General features: G+C 49.3%; 16 protein-coding genes. 10 read left to right on the top strand and 6 right to left on the bottom strand.

Going from position 1 to position 20637, the window contains the following annotated elements; translation table 11 throughout:
* Positions 1–56 precede the first annotated feature (56 nt).
* On the top strand, positions 57–485 hold the full coding sequence (locus KUA49_RS11900) for a hypothetical protein (RefSeq protein ID WP_218413560.1): 429 nt from the start codon (positions 57–59) through the stop codon (positions 483–485).
* A 195-nt stretch (positions 486–680) separates the two neighbouring features.
* Here the strand turns inward: KUA49_RS11900 and KUA49_RS11905 are convergent, their stop codons facing one another.
* Complete coding sequence (locus tag KUA49_RS11905) at positions 681–1592, bottom strand: Rpn family recombination-promoting nuclease/putative transposase (RefSeq protein WP_203050622.1); 912 nt, start codon at positions 1590–1592, stop codon at positions 681–683.
* Positions 1593–2251: 659 nt separating this feature from the next.
* Between KUA49_RS11905 and KUA49_RS11910 the strand changes: the two genes are divergently transcribed.
* Both KUA49_RS11910 and KUA49_RS11915 read left to right on the top strand, forming a co-directional pair.
* Positions 2252–2854 (top strand): HU family DNA-binding protein, encoded by a 603-nt coding sequence (locus tag KUA49_RS11910; protein WP_256624949.1) that lies wholly within the window; start codon positions 2252–2254, stop codon positions 2852–2854.
* Between the two features lie 111 nt (positions 2855–2965).
* On the top strand, positions 2966–3064 hold the full coding sequence (locus tag KUA49_RS11915; RefSeq protein ID WP_218413561.1) for a smalltalk protein: 99 nt from the start codon (positions 2966–2968) through the stop codon (positions 3062–3064).
* Positions 3065–3241: 177 nt separating this feature from the next.
* Here KUA49_RS11915 and KUA49_RS11920 read toward each other — a convergent pair whose 3' ends face one another.
* From KUA49_RS11920 to KUA49_RS11935, 4 genes are all read right to left on the bottom strand, one after another.
* Positions 3242–3685 carry a hypothetical protein gene (locus KUA49_RS11920; protein ID WP_218413562.1) on the bottom strand — a complete coding sequence of 148 codons (444 nt, stop codon included), beginning with the start codon at positions 3683–3685 and terminating at the stop codon, positions 3242–3244.
* A complete protein-coding gene (locus tag KUA49_RS11925) occupies positions 3678–4220 on the bottom strand; it encodes a hypothetical protein (RefSeq protein WP_153137666.1) in 543 nt (180 codons plus the stop codon). Before KUA49_RS11925 ends, KUA49_RS11920 begins: the two co-directional genes overlap by 8 nt.
* Positions 4221–4575: 355 nt before the next feature.
* Positions 4576–6015, bottom strand: a complete 1440-nt coding sequence (locus KUA49_RS11930) for an amidophosphoribosyltransferase (RefSeq protein WP_218413563.1) — start codon at positions 6013–6015, stop codon at positions 4576–4578.
* Positions 6016–6161: 146 nt separating this feature from the next.
* Positions 6162–8654 (bottom strand): DUF3943 domain-containing protein, encoded by a 2493-nt coding sequence (locus tag KUA49_RS11935; RefSeq protein ID WP_218413564.1) that lies wholly within the window; start codon positions 8652–8654, stop codon positions 6162–6164.
* A 586-nt stretch (positions 8655–9240) separates the two neighbouring features.
* On the opposite strand from KUA49_RS11935, the gene KUA49_RS11940 reads away from it, so the two are divergent.
* The gene (locus tag KUA49_RS11940; RefSeq protein WP_118354577.1) at positions 9241–10527 is read left to right on the top strand and encodes an IS1380 family transposase; all 1287 of its coding nucleotides are present in this window, start codon (positions 9241–9243) and stop codon (positions 10525–10527) included.
* A 295-nt stretch (positions 10528–10822) separates the two neighbouring features.
* Here KUA49_RS11940 and KUA49_RS11945 read toward each other — a convergent pair whose 3' ends face one another.
* Entirely contained in the window at positions 10823–12574 is a 1752-nt protein-coding gene (locus tag KUA49_RS11945; RefSeq protein ID WP_218413576.1) for a phospho-sugar mutase, read from the bottom strand.
* Positions 12575–12749: 175 nt separating this feature from the next.
* On the opposite strand from KUA49_RS11945, the gene KUA49_RS11950 reads away from it, so the two are divergent.
* The 6 genes from KUA49_RS11950 (at position 12750) to KUA49_RS11975 (ending at position 20559) form a co-directional block, all read left to right on the top strand.
* Entirely contained in the window at positions 12750–13061 is a 312-nt protein-coding gene (locus tag KUA49_RS11950; protein ID WP_203040962.1) for a DUF4491 family protein, read from the top strand.
* Between the two features lie 357 nt (positions 13062–13418).
* The gene (rlmH, locus tag KUA49_RS11955; RefSeq protein ID WP_203040963.1) at positions 13419–13889 is read left to right on the top strand and encodes a 23S rRNA (pseudouridine(1915)-N(3))-methyltransferase RlmH; all 471 of its coding nucleotides are present in this window, start codon (positions 13419–13421) and stop codon (positions 13887–13889) included.
* Between the two features lie 27 nt (positions 13890–13916).
* On the top strand, positions 13917–16859 hold the full coding sequence (gene uvrA / locus KUA49_RS11960; RefSeq protein WP_218413575.1) for an excinuclease ABC subunit UvrA: 2943 nt from the start codon (positions 13917–13919) through the stop codon (positions 16857–16859).
* Between the two features lie 130 nt (positions 16860–16989).
* Entirely contained in the window at positions 16990–17373 is a 384-nt protein-coding gene (locus KUA49_RS11965; RefSeq protein ID WP_203040965.1) for a DUF1573 domain-containing protein, read from the top strand.
* 2 nt (positions 17374–17375) lie between these two features.
* Positions 17376–18203, top strand: a complete 828-nt coding sequence (locus KUA49_RS11970) for an EFR1 family ferrodoxin (protein WP_218413574.1) — start codon at positions 17376–17378, stop codon at positions 18201–18203.
* A 433-nt stretch (positions 18204–18636) separates the two neighbouring features.
* Positions 18637–20559 (top strand): M6 family metalloprotease domain-containing protein, encoded by a 1923-nt coding sequence (locus KUA49_RS11975; RefSeq protein WP_218411801.1) that lies wholly within the window; start codon positions 18637–18639, stop codon positions 20557–20559.
* The last annotated feature ends 78 nt before the right edge of the window (positions 20560–20637 follow it).

Consider the following 20637-nt stretch of genomic DNA (forward strand, 5'->3'; position numbering starts at 1 on the left):
TATCGGCCATTTTAAGCCCTTATGACGAATTGTTTAACATAAACTAAAATTTTAAGATGAAAAAAGATATGCCCTTAGAGGGGCTTAGGTGGAGTCGTGATAGCGGTTCTGCCCTCTATGATACACCCCAAAACGGCCGTTCTCGGACGGGCTGGGGGGGTAATTTATCTGATATTCATAGAGTTACATTGTTTTTAAGATCTACTTTCTATCATTTATTCCCCCAAAGGTACAACAATATTTTGAAACAAGCAAGAAAATCGGGAGAAAGTTTTGAAAAAAAGATGGTGGGGTATATTAAATTTCCCCCAAGTTGGGGGAAAATTACAACCATAACAAAATCCTTTTCTATTTCCGTTCTCCATAAGAAAAGCAAGGTTGCAAGTTTTTCAGCTTCTGTTCGCCCCCCTTGGGGACGATTGGAGAGAGTATTGCAGCTATCCGCAGGTTCCATTCCCTTCGGTCATTCCACCAGCGGTTATTGAAAGTTGGCCCCCTCCGGGGACCGGAGGTTATTTGCGAAACTTGAGTGCTTTATAAAGCTTTTGCCCATTCAGGGCGCAGGGCGAAATGCGATGATACCCAGGGCGATGCCCTGGGCTACGAGCTTTTGCCCCTTCAAGGCGTGGGGGGCTATCCTTGCTCCTTCTGCCCCTTCAGGGCGTGTGGGGCAATAGAAATTACATCAACTGCTGCATCTGGCTCTCCGTCAGCCCCGTTATCTCCATTACCATTGCTGCATCCATGCCTTTTGCCAGCATATTCTTAGCAATCTCAATACTTCTTTGGCTTTTACCTACTTCTTCGCCTTTTGCCATGCCCTTTTCCATGCCCTTTGCCATGCCTTCTTCCATGCCTTTTGCCATGCCTTTTTCCATGCCTTGCTGATAGCTGTCGTACTGAAGGGTCTTCTCTACCCTTACAGAATCCCAGAATTTGTCGTAGGCTCTGAGTTCGGCATCTGTAAAGCCGGAAATCTTCAACTCCTCTACGGCTTTTCCTATCTCCGGGTCACGAAGCAGATCGGAAGGAATCTCCTGCGTATTGGCATTGATTTCCGTCAGGAAACGGAGCCACAATACCATCATGCGCTTGTCGGAGATGGAATGAGGAGTGAACTTAGGAAGCTCTATGAAGGTGAAATGCAGACCTTCGATTACCTTGTTGCTGTCCTTGTCGTGCACGATGCGATAGTTGTGGATGAATTCAGGAGTATCACGCTCGAAGATGTCATTCACAAGATTCAGGGAATATACCGGTTGCAGATCGCTGTATTTCTCGCGCTTCATCGCCTGACTCACGTAGAGCTTGGAGGCATTGAACAGTACTCGCTGCTTGAAAGCGTTAGACCATTCCATCTGCATCTCTACGCAAAATTTCCTTTCTCTGGCATCAGTGCAGAGCACATCTACTATCGTATTCTTGTGACCTTCCAGTTCGGGCACAAGTTCCGTTGGCAGATACTCTATCTCGTGTATCTGCTCTTCTTCGCTGAGTGGCAGAAGGGCGTTCAGGAGGCTGATCAGTCTTTTAGGATGATTGCCGAATATCTTCTTGAACGTGAGGTCTGCCTTAGGGTCTAAGTACTTCATAACCTTTCTGTTTTAAAATGATACGGTTCTGTTTTGAATGCTACCGCAAAATTACGCTTTTATTTTGAAACCTGCAAGAAAAAAGGGAGAAAAGTTTGAAAAAAATAAGGTGGGGGCTTGAAGCCATCAGATTTTTTATCAAGGAGATAAGCGAACAAGGTGCTCTGTACAAAAACTAAAAAGAGGGAAAACTACCTAGAAGGCGTTACGTTACAGATGTGACAGTTTTATCCGGAGGGGTAAACCTCTTTTTTTGAACTTTCAATCTGTAAGTAATATAATTTAACTTATATATATAATATATATAAGTTACTTCTAAAAACTGGCTATAAGGGGGTTGCGATAAAAACTGTCACATCTGTAACGTAACGCTTTTTGGCAGGATGATGAATCCCTGCACCCCGAGTTACTTACAGAAACTCATAGTTTTCGGAAAATCATCTCGTAGAGTTCTCTCAAAAGAATCTATGAGTTTTTTTATTTAACGGAAAACGGCGCAAACGTTAATTCCGTTTAACACAACTGTGCTGGGTGATTTTTGGCGGTATCAGATAAAAGCCGTACCTTTGCACCGTCATTCAGAGAAACCACCCACCCTGGTTTCTCGGAACGGCAAGAGTTAATCACAAATTTATTCATCACTAAAAATCACTAAAATTATGGGACAGGGAAATATTAAGTATCGCAAAGTGAAGCGCACTCCCCAGACGGGCGAGAACGCAGGTAAGGAACTCTGGTATGCCACCGTGGTGACCGACCGAGAGATGAACTTCGAGGAGTTCGTGGACCACATCTCATCTCATAACTCGCCCTACAGCCGAGGCACCGTGCATGGTGTGATGATGGATATGCTCGACTGTCTGAAGGAGCTGATTCTCGACGGCAAGAGTGTTCGTCTGGGCGACCTGGGTCTCTTCTCCATCGGCATGAGTTCTCATGGCGAGGTGAGCCGCGACAAGGTTTCAGCCGCTAGCGTGGAGGGCATCCATTTGTTGGTAAAAAATACCAAAACTTGGAGCAATAGCGAGCTGAAGAAGCTCTGCAAGATTACTGCCTACGACAGCTACGGAGCTGAGGAGACTGATGGCGGCGGAAGCAATCCGGGCGGCGGTTCGGGTAACACCAGCCAGGGCGGCAGTGGCAGCCAGGGTGGAACCGGCACCCAGGGCGGCGGCAGTGAGAACCCGGGGCAGGGCGGCGGCTCCGATTCTGGCACGACCGGCGGCGGAAGTGACGGCGACAATACAGACGTAACAATCTAGAGCAAGCCCCTTCGGGGGCTTCTCTCCTCTCCTATCACATCGCTAAGAATTAATCACTAATCAATAAAAATTAATCACTAAAAAAATAATCACTAAAAACATTACTTGAAAATGAAGAAAGAAACTTGGAAAACCGTGATTCAGATTATAATCAGCATTCTCACTGCCATTGGCACTACGCTGGGCGTAACGAGCTGCATGAGTTATTAAGGAAATGAGTTAAGAAAAAATGCAACGGCATTAAAACTATAAGGGCTGCAGACGGCATGATGCCGTCTGCAGCCCTTTCTCATTTCACCTACTTTTCACCAGCGGCTATTCACATTCGCCCCCTCCGGGGACGAGAAGAATGAAAAACTAGGCTGCTTTTCCAACGTTCGGGGCAGATTAAAATTTATGCACCCCATCACAAAGCATGGCAAGTTCTTTTTGGAAAAAATCTATATCAGGAGAAACATCATCGGCAGTCTGCAATCTTCCATCAATTGATAAAAAGATTCCAGCATGTAACGGTAATCGCTTGCTTGGTTTTGGCAATAGCTCCACCCTTCTGTTGTTAAATTCATAATCCAGGTTTCGAACATCCAAAATATTCAGAAATGTAAATCCATATCGAGAGTCTCCTTTCGTTCTAGGACGAAAAACAGCTGATACAGAATCTAATTGATCTACATTATATCTCAATACTGAAATATAGTCTTCAGCACCACTCTTCAACTTTTCAAGTTTAAAAGCCTTCGGCGAAACACGCCCTTTATAGATATGAGAAGGCGAGAACAGGATTCTTGCAACCTTTTCATCGTCTGCTATTTCAGAAATCAGTTTATCCATGAGCTTTTTCTAATAATGACAATACTTCCTTTTCATCCAACTTATCAAAACTGAATTTTGACAAATGACCATCCCGTTTGATAAATGCTACAACCTGATGATTGGTTATAGTAACACCTGCTATATTATTGTCTTCCGTGTAATCTAAATATATACAACCTCGTGCATCAGGAAAAGCTACCCAATTTTGCAGACTAGTATCAGCAGCTAGCAGAATAATTCGCTTCACAAAATCCACGATATTTCTTGAGAGGGCAAGACTACCTTCACCATCCCAACCATCTGGAAGCTTTGACAATTCATCTAAACGATTCAAAAGTTCTTTCTTTACTGAAGATTGTAAAGTTTGCTTTTGACTTGACAAGAAAACCAAACAACTATACAAAGCATTCTGATCTGTTGTAGCATACACCGCATCCATCACATTATGGCGCAAGGTAACAATATCCGTATCAGGAGTAATACGGACTGCCATGGAATCAGAAACTATGCTAGTTTTTTCTTCCGGTAATTTATATGGCTTTACTTCACTCATACTTTTTTCTTTTTACTAAACATGTGCTGCAAAGATACGTTGCTTTTTCGTAACTACCAAATTTTTCGAGAAGAAAACAATATAAACCACATTATTTTCCGATTCTGTCTGTATTCGTATCATATCACAAGTGATTGAAAGCTATATATTCTAGCCCTCACGCTTCCTACCCCCGCCCAGAAGCGTTACATGACAGTTGTGACAGTTTTATTTCGCAGGGGGTATTACGATACCTTATAAAAATAAAAATAGGTCTAGCAATACCGCGTTTCACGGGGTCGCTAGACCTATCTTATTATATATCAAGAACTTATATTCTTATATACTTATATAATCATATACTTATCTTCTTATCTTACTCCGCATCAGCAAACTCATTCAGAGTATATGCGCTGCTGCCATCAAAACAATGGGTACATACCTGGCACTTTGGAAGACCGATAGCCTCAACCAACTGCTCGATGGTGTTGAACTTCAATGTGGTTAAGCCCAACTGACGGGCAATCTCATCCACCATCTTCTGATACTGAGGAGAACCCGTGGTGGCATACTTATCCAAATCCTTGTTGGCATCACCCTCAAACTTCTCGATGATGCGGCGCGTAATCAGCTCCATATCACTCTTGGAAGAAGTGAAGTTGATGAACGGACAACCGTATACCAACGGAGGACACGCAATGCGCATGTGGCACTCCTTGAGGCCAGCCTGGTCGAAAAGCACCTTCACGTTGTCGCGAAGCTGGGTGCCACGCACGATACTGTCGTCGCAGAACAATACTCGCTTACCCTTCAGCATCGCCTTGTTAGGAATCAGCTTCATCTTGGCCACCAGCGAACGCATGCTCTGGTTGCTAGGAGTAAAGCTGCGAGGCCATGTAGGCGTATACTTGGCAATGCAGCGCTGATAAGGCACACCCTTGCCGGCAGCATAACCCATCGCCATACCCGTGCCCGAATCAGGGATACCGCTGCAGCAATCCACCTCCACATCATCCGTCTTGGCAAGGTTGAAGCCGTTGGTGAAACGCGCCTCCTCCACATTCTTGCCCTCGTAGGTAGATGTAGGGAATCCGTAGTAAACCCAGAGGAAAGAGCAAACCTGCATCTTCTTGTTGGCAGGACGAATCTGCTCCATGCCATCAGCAGTAATCTTCACGATTTCGCCCGGTCCCACCTCGTGTACGGTCTCGAAGTCGAGATTAGGGAAGGATGTACTCTCGCTGCTCACGGCGTAGGCATCCGCCTTCTTGCCGATGATGAGAGGCGTACGTCCCCAACTGTCGCGCGCACAGATGATGCCATCCTCGGTGAGGATAGTCATGGTGCAGGAACCCTTGAGGTGATGGAATACGTTCTCGATGCCCTCGCGGAAGGTTTTGCCCTGAATGATGAGCAAAGCCACCAGCTCGGTGGGGTTGGTACTGCCTGAAGACATCTCTGCAAAGTGCATGTTCTTGTCTAGCAGGTGCTGAGTAAGTTCTTCCTTGTTTACAATCTTGGCTACGGTGCAGATGGCGAAACGGCCCAGGTGTGAGTTCATGATCAATGGCTGCGCATCTGTATCGCTAATCACTCCGATACCCGATGTGGCACCCTCAAACTTGTCGAGGATTGATTCAAACTTAGTTCTGAAATAAGAGCTTTCGAGGTTGTGGATAGAGCGCACGAAGCCCTTCTCACTGCTGTAGGTTGCCAAACCGCCTCGACGGGTGCCGAGATGTGAGTTGTAGTCGGTGCCGTAGAAAAGATCTGCGACACAGCTTTTCTTGGAAATAGTTCCGAAAATGCCTCCCATAAGAGTATAATTCTATGTTTTATGTTTGAAAATATGGGTGCAAAGTTAATATAAATTCAGAAAATATGCAAAACTTTTTGCGATTTTTCTACAAAAAGATGAAAATGATTAACGCTTGCACCCATATTTTATACATTATTATGTTTCTAGAACTGATATTGCAATCCCAGACTCAGGTCGAATGTCTTGCTCCTGACGTCGTCGTGATAGGAGTAATGCGTATCGCGCCAATAGTTCGACACGTTGAAATCGAGCTTCAGGCGATTCGACAGGGCGAGGCCGAAGCGGGCATTCACCACCAGCAGCGAGGCATTGCCCTTGTCGCCCTGGGCGTTGAGATAGAGCGGGTCGGTGGTAGCCAGGTCCTTGCCCTCGTAGCCCTTCCAGGTGAAGATGCGGTAGTAGTCGGCTCCTATCTGGAAGCTCGCCACCTTGCCGAACTCCATCAGGCTAATGGCCTTCACGCTGTAGCCGCTGCCCATGTTGTAGTCGCGGTCTATCACATTATAATAATCGGTGAGACTGCCGCCCAGCAGGATGCCATCCACGAAGATGCGCTGCTCCAGTTTGGTGAGATTGCCCACCTGAGGGAAGCGGTAGATGATGCCGGGACCCACCGACGCTGCCTCGGAGATGCGATATGGCACAAGACTGGTTCCATCCTTCACCGGCTGCGAATCGTAGTAGTTGAAGTGCTGGAAGATGCCGAACTCCATCTCCGTGCCCTTGCTCACCTCCACCGGCACGCTCCACAGGCGGCCCAGCAGATGCAATCCCGTGATGAACGGCTGGTTGCTGCTCAATCCGAAGGTGGCATCGAGGGTGAAATAATCGTAAGGCTTGGTGGTGGCACCATCAAACGGGTCGCCATAAACCAGATTGAACCGCACGTAGGGATTTCCCTCGCCACGGAACAGCGTATTGTTATCGGCAAGATAGCGATAACCCGCTGATGCCGAAAAGCTGACAGGACTGCGACCGTAGTCGTGATACTTGTAATATCTGCCTCGCACGCGCCAGGCATCGCCGCTCAATATTCGGTTCAAGCCCTTGATAGGACAGATGATGGTGCCCAGGAACTCTCGCCAGAAGCGTGGGAATCCGCGCAGCCGGTCGTCGTAAACCAGGTCGCTGATGCGATAGGTTACTTCGCCCAGGCACACACCGCCTATGGTGGTGGCCATCAGGTCGTTGATGGCTGGCGGTTCTATCTCGCAGGTAGTCTCCCACATCAGGCTTCCGCAGAAGGAGTAAGGCACTGATTCCCAGAAGTTCATGCCGTGGGTTCGGGCAGCGTTGGAATAGAGTCCGCCGTGGTAAGGATGGGCGAAAAGATTGGTGGAGAACTGGTCGTTATCCCACACGAATCCATTCTGGATGTTGTGCTTGATGCTGTGGAAGGAGATCTTGGCGAACTCCTCGTTCATCACAAACTGGTCGAAGCACTGCACGCCCACGTTGATGGCGAATGCCTCCACTGCCGCCTTCCAAGGATGCTTCTTCTGCCGCTTGGGGTCATCGAAGGCAAAGATACTCCCCTCTTTCCAGGCCTCCATATCGTAATCTGACAAGGTAGAAGAGGAGGATTTTCCTGAAGATGATTTTTCAGAAGATGATTTTTCTGAAGAACCTGGGGCATAGAACGCCTGATTGCGCTGCAGCTTTACGGCTAATCCCGCCTCAAGGATGGCACGGCTGCGATATCTGCCGCCATGATAATAGCGGGTGTCGCCATAGCCCACGGAGGCGAAGGCGCTGGTGTATTTGCCCAACTGGTAGTCGGCATTGATGCGAGCCTGCAGGGAGTAGAGTCGTTCGGGCTTATCCTGCGAATTCTCCTGGAAGGATTCCACGTGATAGAAGCCCAAGTCGCCACTGATTGAAAACTTTGGCGAGAGCTGGAAATACTGTCCGATGCGATAGAACAGGCTGCCCGAGAATTTCTCGTCCAAGCCGAAGTAATGGGTGCCGATGCCTAATATATTATAGGTAGACCGGTTGCGGAAGCGCACGGCGAAGTTGGTTTTGGTGGCAGAACCGCCATAGAGCATGTAATCAATGCGGGTATGGGGGTTCACGTTGACGAGACCTATCTTGTGCGCCACGGTATCACGGCTGTAGTTGATGAGACCTATCTGCACGCCTCGCGGATGGCTCACGCAGACATTGAGGATGCCTATCTGCGAACCGTTGAGGGTATCGGCATAGTTGTATCCGCCCATCTGCAAGCCGCGCATATACGAGGAACTTACGTTGGCGGAAGCAATCTGCAGTCCCCTCTTCATGCCCATGGAGACATTAGAGAGTGCGCTGACCTGCACGCCACGGAATGGCGAGGAGGATATATTATTGAATAAAGACAGCTGCACGCCGTTGCCACCCTTCACCACATTGGATACGCCCGAAATCTGAACGCCCCTCATATCGCCACCCACGGAGTTGATGACGCCAGCCAGGCTGAGTCCCCTCATCTGCCTGTAAACCACGCTGGAGAAGGCGCCCAGCTGAGCCCCTCGCAGGGTATCGGGCGAGCAGAACAGCCCCACGTTTCCGCAGCTATAGCCCTGGGCATAGCCGGCAGAAGGTGCAAGCAGGAGCAAGAGCCCCAAACCGATGATTTTTCTTTTCTTATTATTCATAAATCAAAATTTTATAAACTAAAATTGCAAGTTTCGCAAGTAACCTCCGGTCCCCGAAGGGGGCCAACTTTTAATAACCGCTGGTGGAATGACCGAAGGGAATGGAACCTGCGGACAAGCATCGAGAAGGAGAAAGCGTCCCCGAAGGGGGCGAACCACATCCAATCTTGCTTCTGTTCGCCCCCTTCGGGGACGATTGGAGGGAGGGTATCGACTATCCGCAGGTTCCATTCCCTTCGGTCATTCCACCAGCGGTTATTCACATTCGCCCCCTTCGGGGACGGCAGGCAGCCTGACAGCTTCCCTATTTTATCGTAAAGAAGAAAGCTCCCTTATCTAATAAAGAAATTTCAATCGCAGCCGCAGACTTTGCAGTCTTATACAACTTGCCGAGCGTTCCAAACTGAGCATGAGATGTGGAAAATCCCATCACCAATGCAAAAAGAATAACCTAAATTCCGCAGCATTTTAGTTTAACTTATTTTATAAGTACCTGAGCAACAAAAAGTTGCTCAGGATTTTGCCATGTCAGATTTTTCACCTATCTTAGTGTTGCAAATCAAAATATGTATCAAACCCGACAGACATGGCAAAGGTAGCAATAAAATCTGAGAAACTCTCTCCTTTTGGAGGAATTTTTTCAATAATGGAGCAATTTGACTCCAATCTCTCATCTGTAATCGACTCAACCCTCGGTATGAGATGTAGGCTGTATGGTTATCAATACAGCGAAATCATCCGTTCGCTTATGAGCGTTTATTTCTGTGGCGGCTCATGCATAGAGGATGTCACCACTCATCTGATGTATCACCTCTCGCTTCATCCGACACTTCGCACATGCAGTGCCGACACGATTCTCAGAGCCATAAAGGAACTGACCCAGGATAACATTTCCTACACATCCGACACTGGCAAGACCTACGACTTCAACACGGCAGACATGCTGAATACACTGCTCCTCAATTGCCTATTGTCCACAGGGCAGCTGAAAGAGGGCGAGGGGTATGACGTTGACTTCGACCACCAGTTCATAGAGGCTGAGAAGTTTGATGCGAAACCCACATACAAGAAGTTTCTCGGGTACCGTCCAGGTGTGGCTGTCATTGGCGACATGATTGTCGGCATAGAGAACAGCGACGGCAACACTAACGTTCGTTTCCACCAGAAGGACACGTTGAGGAGATTCTTTGAGAGGATTGAACAGAAAGGATTGACAGTCAATCGTTTCAGGGCAGATTGCGGATCCTGCTCAGAGGAAATTGTGGAAGAGGTCGGAAAGCATTGCATGACTTTCTATATCCGCGCCAACCGCTGCGGTTCGCTCTACGATGACATCTTTGCACTCAGAGGGTGGAAGAGAGAGGAACTGGGCGGCATTGAGTTTGAACTGAACTCCATTCTTGTTGAGAAATGGAAAGGGAGGGCATACCGTCTTGTAATCCAAAGGCAGAAGCGAATTGACGGTGAGATTGACCTGTGGGAAGGCGAATACACCTACCGCTGCATCCTTACAAATGACTACGAGTCTTCCGAGAAAGAGATTGTCAAATTCTATAACCTCCGTGGAGGGAAGGAACGCATCTTCGATGAAATGAATAACGGATTCGGCTGGAACAGGCTTCCAAAATCCTTCATGGGAGAAAACACGGTGTTTCTTCTGCTTACGGCACTCATACGCAACTTCTATAAATTCATCATGGCGAGGCTTGACGTGAAGAGGTTCGGACTCAAAGCAACAAGCCGCATCAAGGCGTTTGTCTTCAAGTTCATCTCTGTGCCAGCCAAATGGGTCAGGACATCAAGGCAGTATGTGCTGAATATCTATTCATGCAACAACGCTTATGCTGATGTGTTCCAGAATGACTTTGGATGACACCGACAACTTATGGTCGTGATTTTGCGTATTGCCTCAAGTCGCATGGTGGGGTAAGGGGATTTAATGCGTCTTTGTGGCGATTTTTGCTGCGTTGCACCCTCTTTTGCCACAGTGTCGCTACCTTTTTGACCTCTGTGTCATCTTATGAGGGCGGTTGCGGATTTGAGGAATAAATAATAATTTCTTCATTTCTATTATGTTTTATTAAATCAAAATGGCGAGAGGTCAGGATGACCCCTCGCCGAAAAAATGCGCATTATCATGTCCCCTAATAATGCACAAAAAAAATCTTTTAATCCAGCTTCAAGCTCTTCTTGATGGCCTCAATCTTATCCATTGCAGCAGCTGTGCAGCGGTTGTAGCAGCCAGCACACTTGAATGAAGGATCCTTTACTTCAATATAGAACTTAATCTTAGGCTCTGTACCTGATGGGCGAACACTCACCTTGGTGTTGTCATCGCAGAACCACTGGAGCACGTTGCTTGTAGCAGGCATGTCGAGCTTCTCTACGCTGCCGTCAGCATGCTTAGTCTCCAGACTCTGGTAGTCCTTCCAGGTAACCACCTTGCTGCCACCCAACTCCTGTGGAGGGTTGGCACGGAAGTCTGCCATCATCTGCTTAATCTCGTCAGCACCAGTCTTACCAGGGCGAACCACGTTAACCGTGAACTCCTTGCTGAAGCCATACTCTGCGTAAATCTGCATCAGGAGGTCGTAGAGAGTCTTGCCCTGATCCTTAGCCCAAGCTGCAATCTCGCAAATCAGGCAGATAGAAGCAGGAGCATCCTTATCGCGTACCTTATCGTATGGCAAGAAACCGAAGCTCTCCTCACCACCACCGATGTACTGCTGCTTGCCCTCAGAGATGGCAATCTCGCGTGCAATCCACTTGAAACCAGTGTAGCAGTCGCGCAACTCTACGTTGTTCTTCTTGGCAATCTCAGCGATAACCTCTGTAGTAACGATGGTCTTAACGAGGAAGTCTGTTGGCTTCAGCTTGCCCAACTTCTTCTTGTTCTCGATGATGTAGTAGCAGAACATCATGGCTGTCTGGTTACCATTGATAATCATCCACTCACCCTTGTCGTCGCGGCAAACGATGGCAAGACGGTCAGCGTCTGGGTCGGTAGCAACCACGAGGTCAGCGTTCAGCTTGGTACCGAGCTTCATACCGAGGGTCATAGCCTCAGCATTCTCTGGGTTAGGAGAAACCACTGTTGGGAAGTTGCCATCTACAACCATCTGCTCAGGCACTACATTGATGTTCTGGAAGCCCCAAGAACGCAGGCAGAGAGGAACGATGACGCGACCTGTGCCGTGCATGGCAGAATAAACGATGTTGAGGTCCTTCTGGCGGTTGATAACATCCTGGTCGATCATTGCCGAATGAACGGCTGTCATGTAGTCGTAATCCATCTCACCACCGATAATCTTGATCAAATCCCAGTTAGCCTCGAACTTCACCTGGTCGATAGTAACCTTGTTCACCTCTTCGATGATACCTGTATCGTGTGGAGCCAGAACCTGGGCACCGTCGCTCCAGTAAGCCTTGTAACCGTTGTACTCCTTAGGGTTATGAGAAGCAGTTACGTTGACACCAGCCTTGGCGCCGAGCTCACGGATGGCGAAAGAAATCTCTGGTGTAGGACGGAGGCTCTCGAAGAGATAAGCCTTGATGCCATTGGCAGAGAAGATGGCAGCTACGGTCTCAGCGAAGAGACGGGAGTTGTTACGGCAGTCGTGACCTACCACTACAGAAAGGTTCTCCTCGCCTGGGAAAGCCTTGAGGATGTAGTTAGCGAAGCCCTGAGTAGCCATACCAACGATATACTTGTTCATGCGGTTGGTACCTGCGCCCATAATGCCGCGCAAGCCACCAGTACCGAACTCCAAGTTCTGATAGAAGGCATCAACGAGTGCTGACTTGTCCTCAGCCTCGAGCATTGCCTTAACTTCTTTACGAGTTTCTTCGTCGAATGCAGGTGTGAGCCACTGCTGTGCTCTTTCTTCACACTGCTTAATCAATTCTGCGTTATTAGCCATAGTTTGATTCTATTTTGTTATTAATTATAGTTCAATCAGAGGGTTGTGCCCGAAAACAGCACAATATTTCTCTTTTTGCGTACAAAGATAAATAAAATATTTGAGAAACCAAACAAGATTGGAGTTTTTTTTGTATTTTTGCACATTGAAAAAGAAATGAAATAAAATAAAGCTTATGGAATTATATTATACTGGCGTGATCATCGCCGTTTCCACCTTTTTAATAATAGGAATCTTCCATCCTATCGTTATCAAGGTTGAGTATCATACGGGCACCCGCTATTGGTGGGTGTTTCTGGTGTGCGGAATCATCAGTGTGGGTGCAGCCTTCCTGGTTGCCAACGTGCTCTGCTCGGCACTGCTGGGCGTGCTGGGTGCCTCGTGTCTATGGAGCATCGGCGAGCTTTTCGAGCAGAAACAGCGCTGCGAGAAAGGCTGGTTCCCGAAGAATCCGAAACTGGAGAAGAAAGGATACTATAAGAGTTAAGAGTTGAAGTTTCGCAAGTAGCATTCTACCGTCCCCGAAGGGGGCGAATGTGAATAACCGCGGGTGGAATGACCGAAGGGAATGGAACCTGCGGATAGTGACAGATACTCTCTTACCGTCCCCGAAGGGGGCGAACAGGAGCAAGACTGGATGTGGTTCGCCCCCTTTGGGGACGTTTTCTCCCTACTATTGGTTGTCCGCAGGTTCCATGACCTTCAGTCATTCCACCAGCGGTTATTGAAAGTTGGCCCCCTTCGGGGACCGGAGGTTACTTGCGAAACTTGAATTAAGAGTTGATAGTTGATAGCTTATAGTTAAGAGCTATCCTATATTAATAAGGAGGATACTATTTAGGAAATGAAGACAGAATTGATATTGGTCGGAAAGACCGTGAACAAGCATTTCGTGGCGGGCATCAAGGATTATGCCGAGCGCATCACCCACTACATGCCCTTCAACATCACTACCATCCCAGAGCTCAAAAACACCAAGAGCCTCAGCGAACAGCAGCAGAAGGAACGGGAGGGTGAACTGATTCTGAAGCAGATTCAGCCTTCGGATACCGTGGTGCTGATGGATGAGCACGGACAGGAGTTCCGCAGCATCGAGTTTGCCAAGTGGATAGAGCGCAAGCAAGCCACTGCCCGAAGACTCGTATTCGTGATTGGCGGCCCCTACGGTTTCTCGCAGGCAGTGTACGACCGCGCCAACGAAAAAATCTCGCTCTCGAAGATGACATTCTCCCACCAGATGGTGAGACTCATCTTCACCGAGGCCCTCTATCGCGCTTGCACCATTATAAAAGGAGAGCCGTATCACCACGAATAAGGGAAAGAAAAAAGAAGAATAAAGAAAATGCCAAAAGATAAATATATAGAAATAAAAGGGGCGAGAGCCAACAACCTGAAGAATATCGACGTGAAGATTCCACAGGGCAAATTCGTTGCCATTACGGGAGTCTCCGGGTCGGGAAAATCTTCTCTGGCTTTCGATACCCTATACGCCGAGGGCCAGCGCCGCTACGTGGAGTCGCTGTCTTCCTACGCCCGTCAGTTCCTGGGAAGAATGACCAAGCCCGAGTGTGATTTCATCAAGGGATTGCCGCCAGCCATCGCCATCGAACAGAAGGTGATAGCCCGCAACCCACGCTCCACCGTGGGCACCAGCACGGAGATTTACGAATACCTGCGACTGCTCTTCGCACGCATCGGAAAAACCTATTCGCCTATCAGCGGACAGGAGGTGAAACGGCATACCACCGAGGATATCCTTGCCTGCACCCGACAGTATTCCAAGGGCACCAAGTTCGTAATCCTCGCCCCAATCCATGTCATCGAAGACCGCACCCTCAGAGAGCAGCTGGAGATGTACATGCAGGAGGGTTATGCCCGAATCATGCAGAAGGGTGAATTCATCAGAATAGAGGATTTCCTGGAAGCTGGAGATATGAATTCTCCGGAAACAGGCGATGAGAATTCTGGAAACAAGGAGCTTCTGGATGCGAGCGGTGAAGAACTCACCCAGATGCTGCAAGAGAAGAGCCGCGAAATCTATCTCGTTATCGACCGCGCATCGGTAAGCGACGAGAAGGATGATATCAGCCGACTCTTCGACTCTGCCGAAACCGCCTTCTACGAGGGCGACGGCGCCTGCCGACTCGTCTTCCCGCCAAGCAACATCTGCTACGACTTCTCCACCCGATTCGAAGCCGACGGCATGAAATTCGAGGAACCTACCGACAATATGTTTGCCTTCAATTCGCCGCTGGGCGCCTGCCCTACCTGCGAGGGCTTCGGAAGCGTCATCGGCATCGACGAGAAACTCGTGATTCCTAACACTTCGCTGAGCCTCTACGACGGTTGCGTGGTGTGCTGGCGTGGCGAGAAGATGGGCATGTGGCTCAAGGAATTCATCCGCCGTGCGGAACCTTACAAATTCCCTATCTTCAAGCCGTACTACGAGCTGACGCAGCAGGAGAAAGACTGGCTCTGGCACGGACTGCCATCGGAAAAAGACCGTGAACCGCACGACCGCGTGAGCATCGACGAGTTCTTCAGAATGGTGAAGGAAAACCAGTATAAGATTCAATACCGCGTGATGCTGAGCCGATTCAGAGGCAAGACCGTATGCCCCGACTGCCACGGCACCCGACTCAAAAAAGAGGCTAACTACGTGAAGATCGGCGGCAAGAGCATCACCGAACTGGTGGAGATGTCAATCTTGAACCTCAGCACCTGGTTCAAGAACCTGGACCTATCGGACAACGAGAAGGAGATAGCCAAGCGCCTGCTCACCGAGATTACCCATCGCCTGCAATTCCTGCTGGATGTGGGACTGGGATATCTTACGCTCAACCGACTGTCCAACACCCTTTCTGGAGGTGAAAGCCAGCGCATCAACCTGACCACCAACCTGGGGTCCTCGCTGGTGGGCAGCGTGTATATCCTGGACGAGCCGAGCATCGGTCTGCACAGCCGTGACACCGACCGACTGATCAAGGTGCTGCGAGAGTTGCAGGAACTGGGCAACACCGTGGTAGTGGTGGAGCACGACGAGGAGATCATGCGGGCTGCCGACTATCTGATAGACATCGGTCCGGATGCCGGACGCCTGGGCGGCAGACTGGTATATGCCGGTCCGCATTCAGAATATTCCACCACCGACCCTGCCGAGCAGCAGGCGTTGCTGGAGAAATATCCCGAGAGTCACACCATCCAATATCTCACCCACCACGAAACCATCGACCGTCCTGCGAGCCATCGCATCTGGAACCGATTCATCGAAATCAAGGGCGCCCGGATGAACAATCTGCGTGGCATCGACGTGAAGATTCCGCTCAACGTATTCACCGTGGTAACAGGCGTATCGGGCTCGGGAAAGAGTTCGCTCATCAAGGGCATCCTCTACCCGGCAATGCGCAGAAAGCTGGACCTGGTGGCTGATGCTCCGGGCGAATATACATCGATGGAGGGCGACGTGGACGCCATCAAGCACGTGGAGTTCGTAGACCAGAACCCTATCGGCAAGAGCACCCGCAGCAACCCAGCCACCTATCTGAAGGCATACGATGCCATCAGAAGTCTCTTTGCCAACCAGCCGCTCGCCAAGCAGATGGGCTTCACGCCGCAGTACTTCTCCTTCAACACCGAGGGCGGAAGATGCGAGGAATGCAAGGGTGCGGGATACGTAACCATCGAGATGCAGTTTATGGCCGACCTGACGCTGACATGCGAGGCATGCAAGGGCAAGCGGTTCAAGCACGATATCCTGGAGGTGCACGTGGCAGGAAAGAACATCAACGATGTGCTCAACATGACCGTGAACGAGGCCATCGAGTTCTTCAGCGACGAGAAGAACCAGTGCCATGAGGGCGACTTCGACTTCTGCCGCACCATCGTGAGCCGACTGAAGCCTTTGCAGGATGTGGGACTGGGATATATCAAGCTGGGACAGAGTTCGAGCACGCTTTCGGGCGGTGAGAACCAGCGCGTGAAACTGGCTTATTTCATCAGCAAGGAGGAGCAGGCACCAACGCTCTTCATCTTCGACGAGCCAACCACGGGTCTCCACTTCCACGACATCAAGCGCCTGCTGCACGCCTTCAATGCCCTGATAGAAAGGGGTCATTCGCTGGTGGTCATCGAGCACAACCTTGATGTAATCAAATGTGCCGACTACATCATCGACCTGGGTCCTGAGGGCGGCGACAAGGGTGGCAACCTGGTGGTGGAAGGAACTCCCGAGGAAGTGGCAGCCTGCCGAGAGAGTTTGACGGGACAGTTCCTTGCCAAGCTCTAAAATTCGTTGCTAATTAATAAATATCGCCACTTATTTTATAAATAATGTAAAAAAGTGGCGATATACTAAACTTTATATGTAATTTTGCATCCAAATAGATAAAAGAAATTTAAATAAGAAAGGATATAAAATGAAAAGAATCATATTGGCTCTGACCATGCTTGTAGCCATGGTAACAAGCGCTTCTGCCCAGGCAGAGATCAAGTTTGAGAAGGTGGTACACAACTTCGGCACCTTTGAGGAGACTTCGCCAGTTCAGAAGGCTACATTCACCTTCACCAACGTGGGCAACAAGCCTCTCGTTATCAATCAGGCCATCGCCAGCTGCGGTTGCACGGTGCCTTCTTACACCAAGCAGCCTATCGCTCCTGGTCAGAAGGGGCAGATCAGCGTTACTTACAATGGCAAGGGCATGTTCCCTGGCCACTTCAAGAAGAGTATCACCATTCGCACCAATGGCAATGTGGAGATGTCACGCATCTACATCGAGGGTGTGATGAATGAAAAGAAATAAGCATGATATTTTATTTCTCAGGAACAGGAAATACCAAGTGGGCGGCGTCAAAACTGGCGTCGGCTACTCATGAAGACTTGATTTCCATCGCTCCCTACATGAGGGCTGATGATTCAAGCCATACCCTAGCCGAGCCGTTTATTCTGAAAGAGAATGAACGGCTCGGATTCGTTTTCCCCGTACACGGCTGGAGAGTTCCCAAGCTGGTAAGGGAGTTTATCGGAAAGATGAAGGTTCAGAGGGCTGAACCGGATGCTGCTGGAAGCCTTCCTTTCACCTATTGCGTTTGTACGGCGGGCGACAGCATCGGGCTCACCATCGAGAACCTGAACGAGGTCATCTCTCAGAATCCGTCGCTTCAAGCCCTGGGCATCACGAAGGTATCTTCCTCCTACTCCCTCATTATGCCAGAATCCTACGTGGGTCTTCCCTTTATGGATGTAGACACTAAGGAGAAGGAAATCTGGAAGAAATCGAAATCGGCTCAGGAACTTGCCGTAATCTGCGAAGAGATTTTCGACCGGAAGGAAGGCGTAAGCCAATTGGTAAAAGGGCCTATCCCATGGTTCTTCACCAAGGTAGTGGGCGGTTTCTTCGAGAACGTGTTCATCACCGACAAGCGATTCCATGTAGAGAAAGACAAGTGTGTGAAATGTGGCATCTGCGCCAATGTCTGTCCGGTGGGCGATATCAAGGGCGGCCATGGCGAATATCCCGAGTGGCTTCACCACAAGGATTGCCTCACCTGCTTCACCTGCTATCACCACTGTCCGCACCACGCCATCGAATTCGGAAAGCAGACTCAGAAGAAGGGACAATATTATTTCTGAAGTTTCGCAAGTAGCATTCTACCGTCCCCGAAGGGGGCGAATGTGAATAACCGCGGGTGGAATGACCGAAGGGAATGGAACCTGCGGATAGTCACAGATACTCTCTTATCGTCCCCGAAGGGGGCGAATGTGAATAACCGCGGGTGGAATGACCGAAGGGAATGGAACCTGCGGATAGTCTCAGATACTCTCTTATCGTCCCCGAAGGGGGCGAACAGGAGCAAGACTGGATGTGGTTCGCCCCCTTTGGGGACGCTTTCTCCCTACTATTAGTTTGTCCGCAGGTTCCATGACCTTCGGTCATTCCACCAGCGGTTATTGAAAGTTGGCCCCCTTCGGGGACCGGAGGTTACTTGCGAAACTTGAATTATTTTAAATAAAGCACCTTGAATAAAAAAGGTTCAAATAACCCAACATGAATAAACAAAAATCAATGAAAAGAACAATACTAAGCTTAGCTTTTGCCTTGCTGTCAGCCACTTCCATGTTCGCGGCAAAGGCACAACCAGGCATCTGCCAGGTTCAACTCGCCGACGGCAGCATCGTCTCAGCTTCACGCTTTGGCGATGAAAACTTCTGCTATTACATCACCACCGATGGAACTCCTCTTAAACTCAACGACAGCGGAAAATACGAAAAAACCACCATCCAGGAACTCGAGGCACAATACTCCGCAGCGATGCAGGCACGGCAAATCAAAGCCAATCTGGTTAACCAGGCTTATCAGGCTTATCAGGCAAATCAGGCTTATCAGGCAAATCAAGCCAGCAGAGCCAGCGGCATCAACCCTCAAAACAGATACTTCCCACATACGGGCAGTCCCAAGGCACTGGTCATCCTCGTTGAATTCCCTGATTTGAAATTCAAGAGCAGCGACCCAGTGGCTACCTTCAACCACTATCTCAATGCCGAGATGGGCGAAGCAGCTCCAGAGGCCGATGCTGCCGTGTATTCCCAGAAATCAAAACACACCAATTATGGATCTGTAAGAGAATACTTCAAGTTCTGCAGCGAAGGAAAGTTCACCCCTCAATTTGATGTGGTGGGTCCTGTCACCATGAACGAAAGATACGCCTATTACGGAAGAAACAGAAACGACTATGACATCGACCTGGGCAACGATCAGATGCTCAGCGAGGCATGCGACAAGATAGACAGCAAGGTGGATTTCTCGAAATATGATTCTGACGGCGATGGCGTCGTAGATCTGGTATACATCATCTACGCCGGCTATTCCGAGAGCATTTCGGGCAATGAAGCCAACTGTCTCTGGCCGAAATCGGGTACCACCACTTTCTACCGCTACGACGAATACGGCAAGAAGCAAGGCATATTGATGTGCGATGGCAAGAGTTTCTCACGCTATGGTATCAACAATGAGCTGAACGGCAAGCCAGCAGATACCAAGAATGGCCTCTACCAGATTAATGGTATCGGTCTTTTCTGCCACGAGTTCTCGCACACCCTGGGCTTGCCAGACCATTATCCAACCAGATTGCCAGCCAGCACAGCCGATAACCAGAGTCCGGAATACTGGGATCTGATGGATGCAGGCGAATACACCTATGATGGCTATCGCCCTACCCCATACACCCCATGGGAAAAGATGTTGATGGGATGGGTGAACCCTATCACGCTAAGTCCTGCGGAAGCTGCACAGATAACCCTGGAGCCATACGATGTGGCATCGAAGGCCTATAAGATTGATGCCGATGTGAACGACGACAACTTCTCCATCAACCCGAACTACACATCGGGCGATGTGAGCGACCAGACCAAAAAATTTCTGAAGGAGAGAGCCCAGGGCGAATTCCTGCTGCTCCAGAACATCCGCAACGAGGGCTGGTATAAGTATCTCACGGGATATGGCATGCTGGTATGGCGCATCGACTATGCCGACAAGAGCACCGTGAGCTTGGGCGATTTTCCTAACAACGAAAAAGGCATTTCAAGGGTGATGGTGGTTCCAGCCGATGGCCTCGTCATCAACCAGGCTAACTGCGGAGACGGCATGAAATATACCTGGGACGAATACACTCAGAACGCCCAGAACGACCCGTTCCCAGCCTATAACGCAGGCGAAGACGGCAAGGACATCAACAGTCTCACTGAGGTGAAGTTCAACTGGAGCACCCTGACCACCCGTCCTCTCTACAATATCAAGAAGGATGAAGCCACCGGCATGGTAACCTTCGACTACCTGAAGGATTTCGCTGCCGATGCCGCCGTCAAGGGCATCACGATGGATGAAGACAACCAGCCAACGAAATACTTCGACCTGGAAGGCCGCAGCGTGCAGACCCCGAAGAAGGGCCATCTGTATATAACAAACAAGGGAAAGAAAGTGGTTTTCTAGAAAACGGAAAAAAAATCTATCCGCCACTGGCGGATACACATTCGGCACTGGCGTATATGCATCCGCCAGTGCCGGATT

Source organism: Segatella copri, from assembly GCF_019249655.2.
Taxonomy (GTDB): domain Bacteria; phylum Bacteroidota; class Bacteroidia; order Bacteroidales; family Bacteroidaceae; genus Prevotella.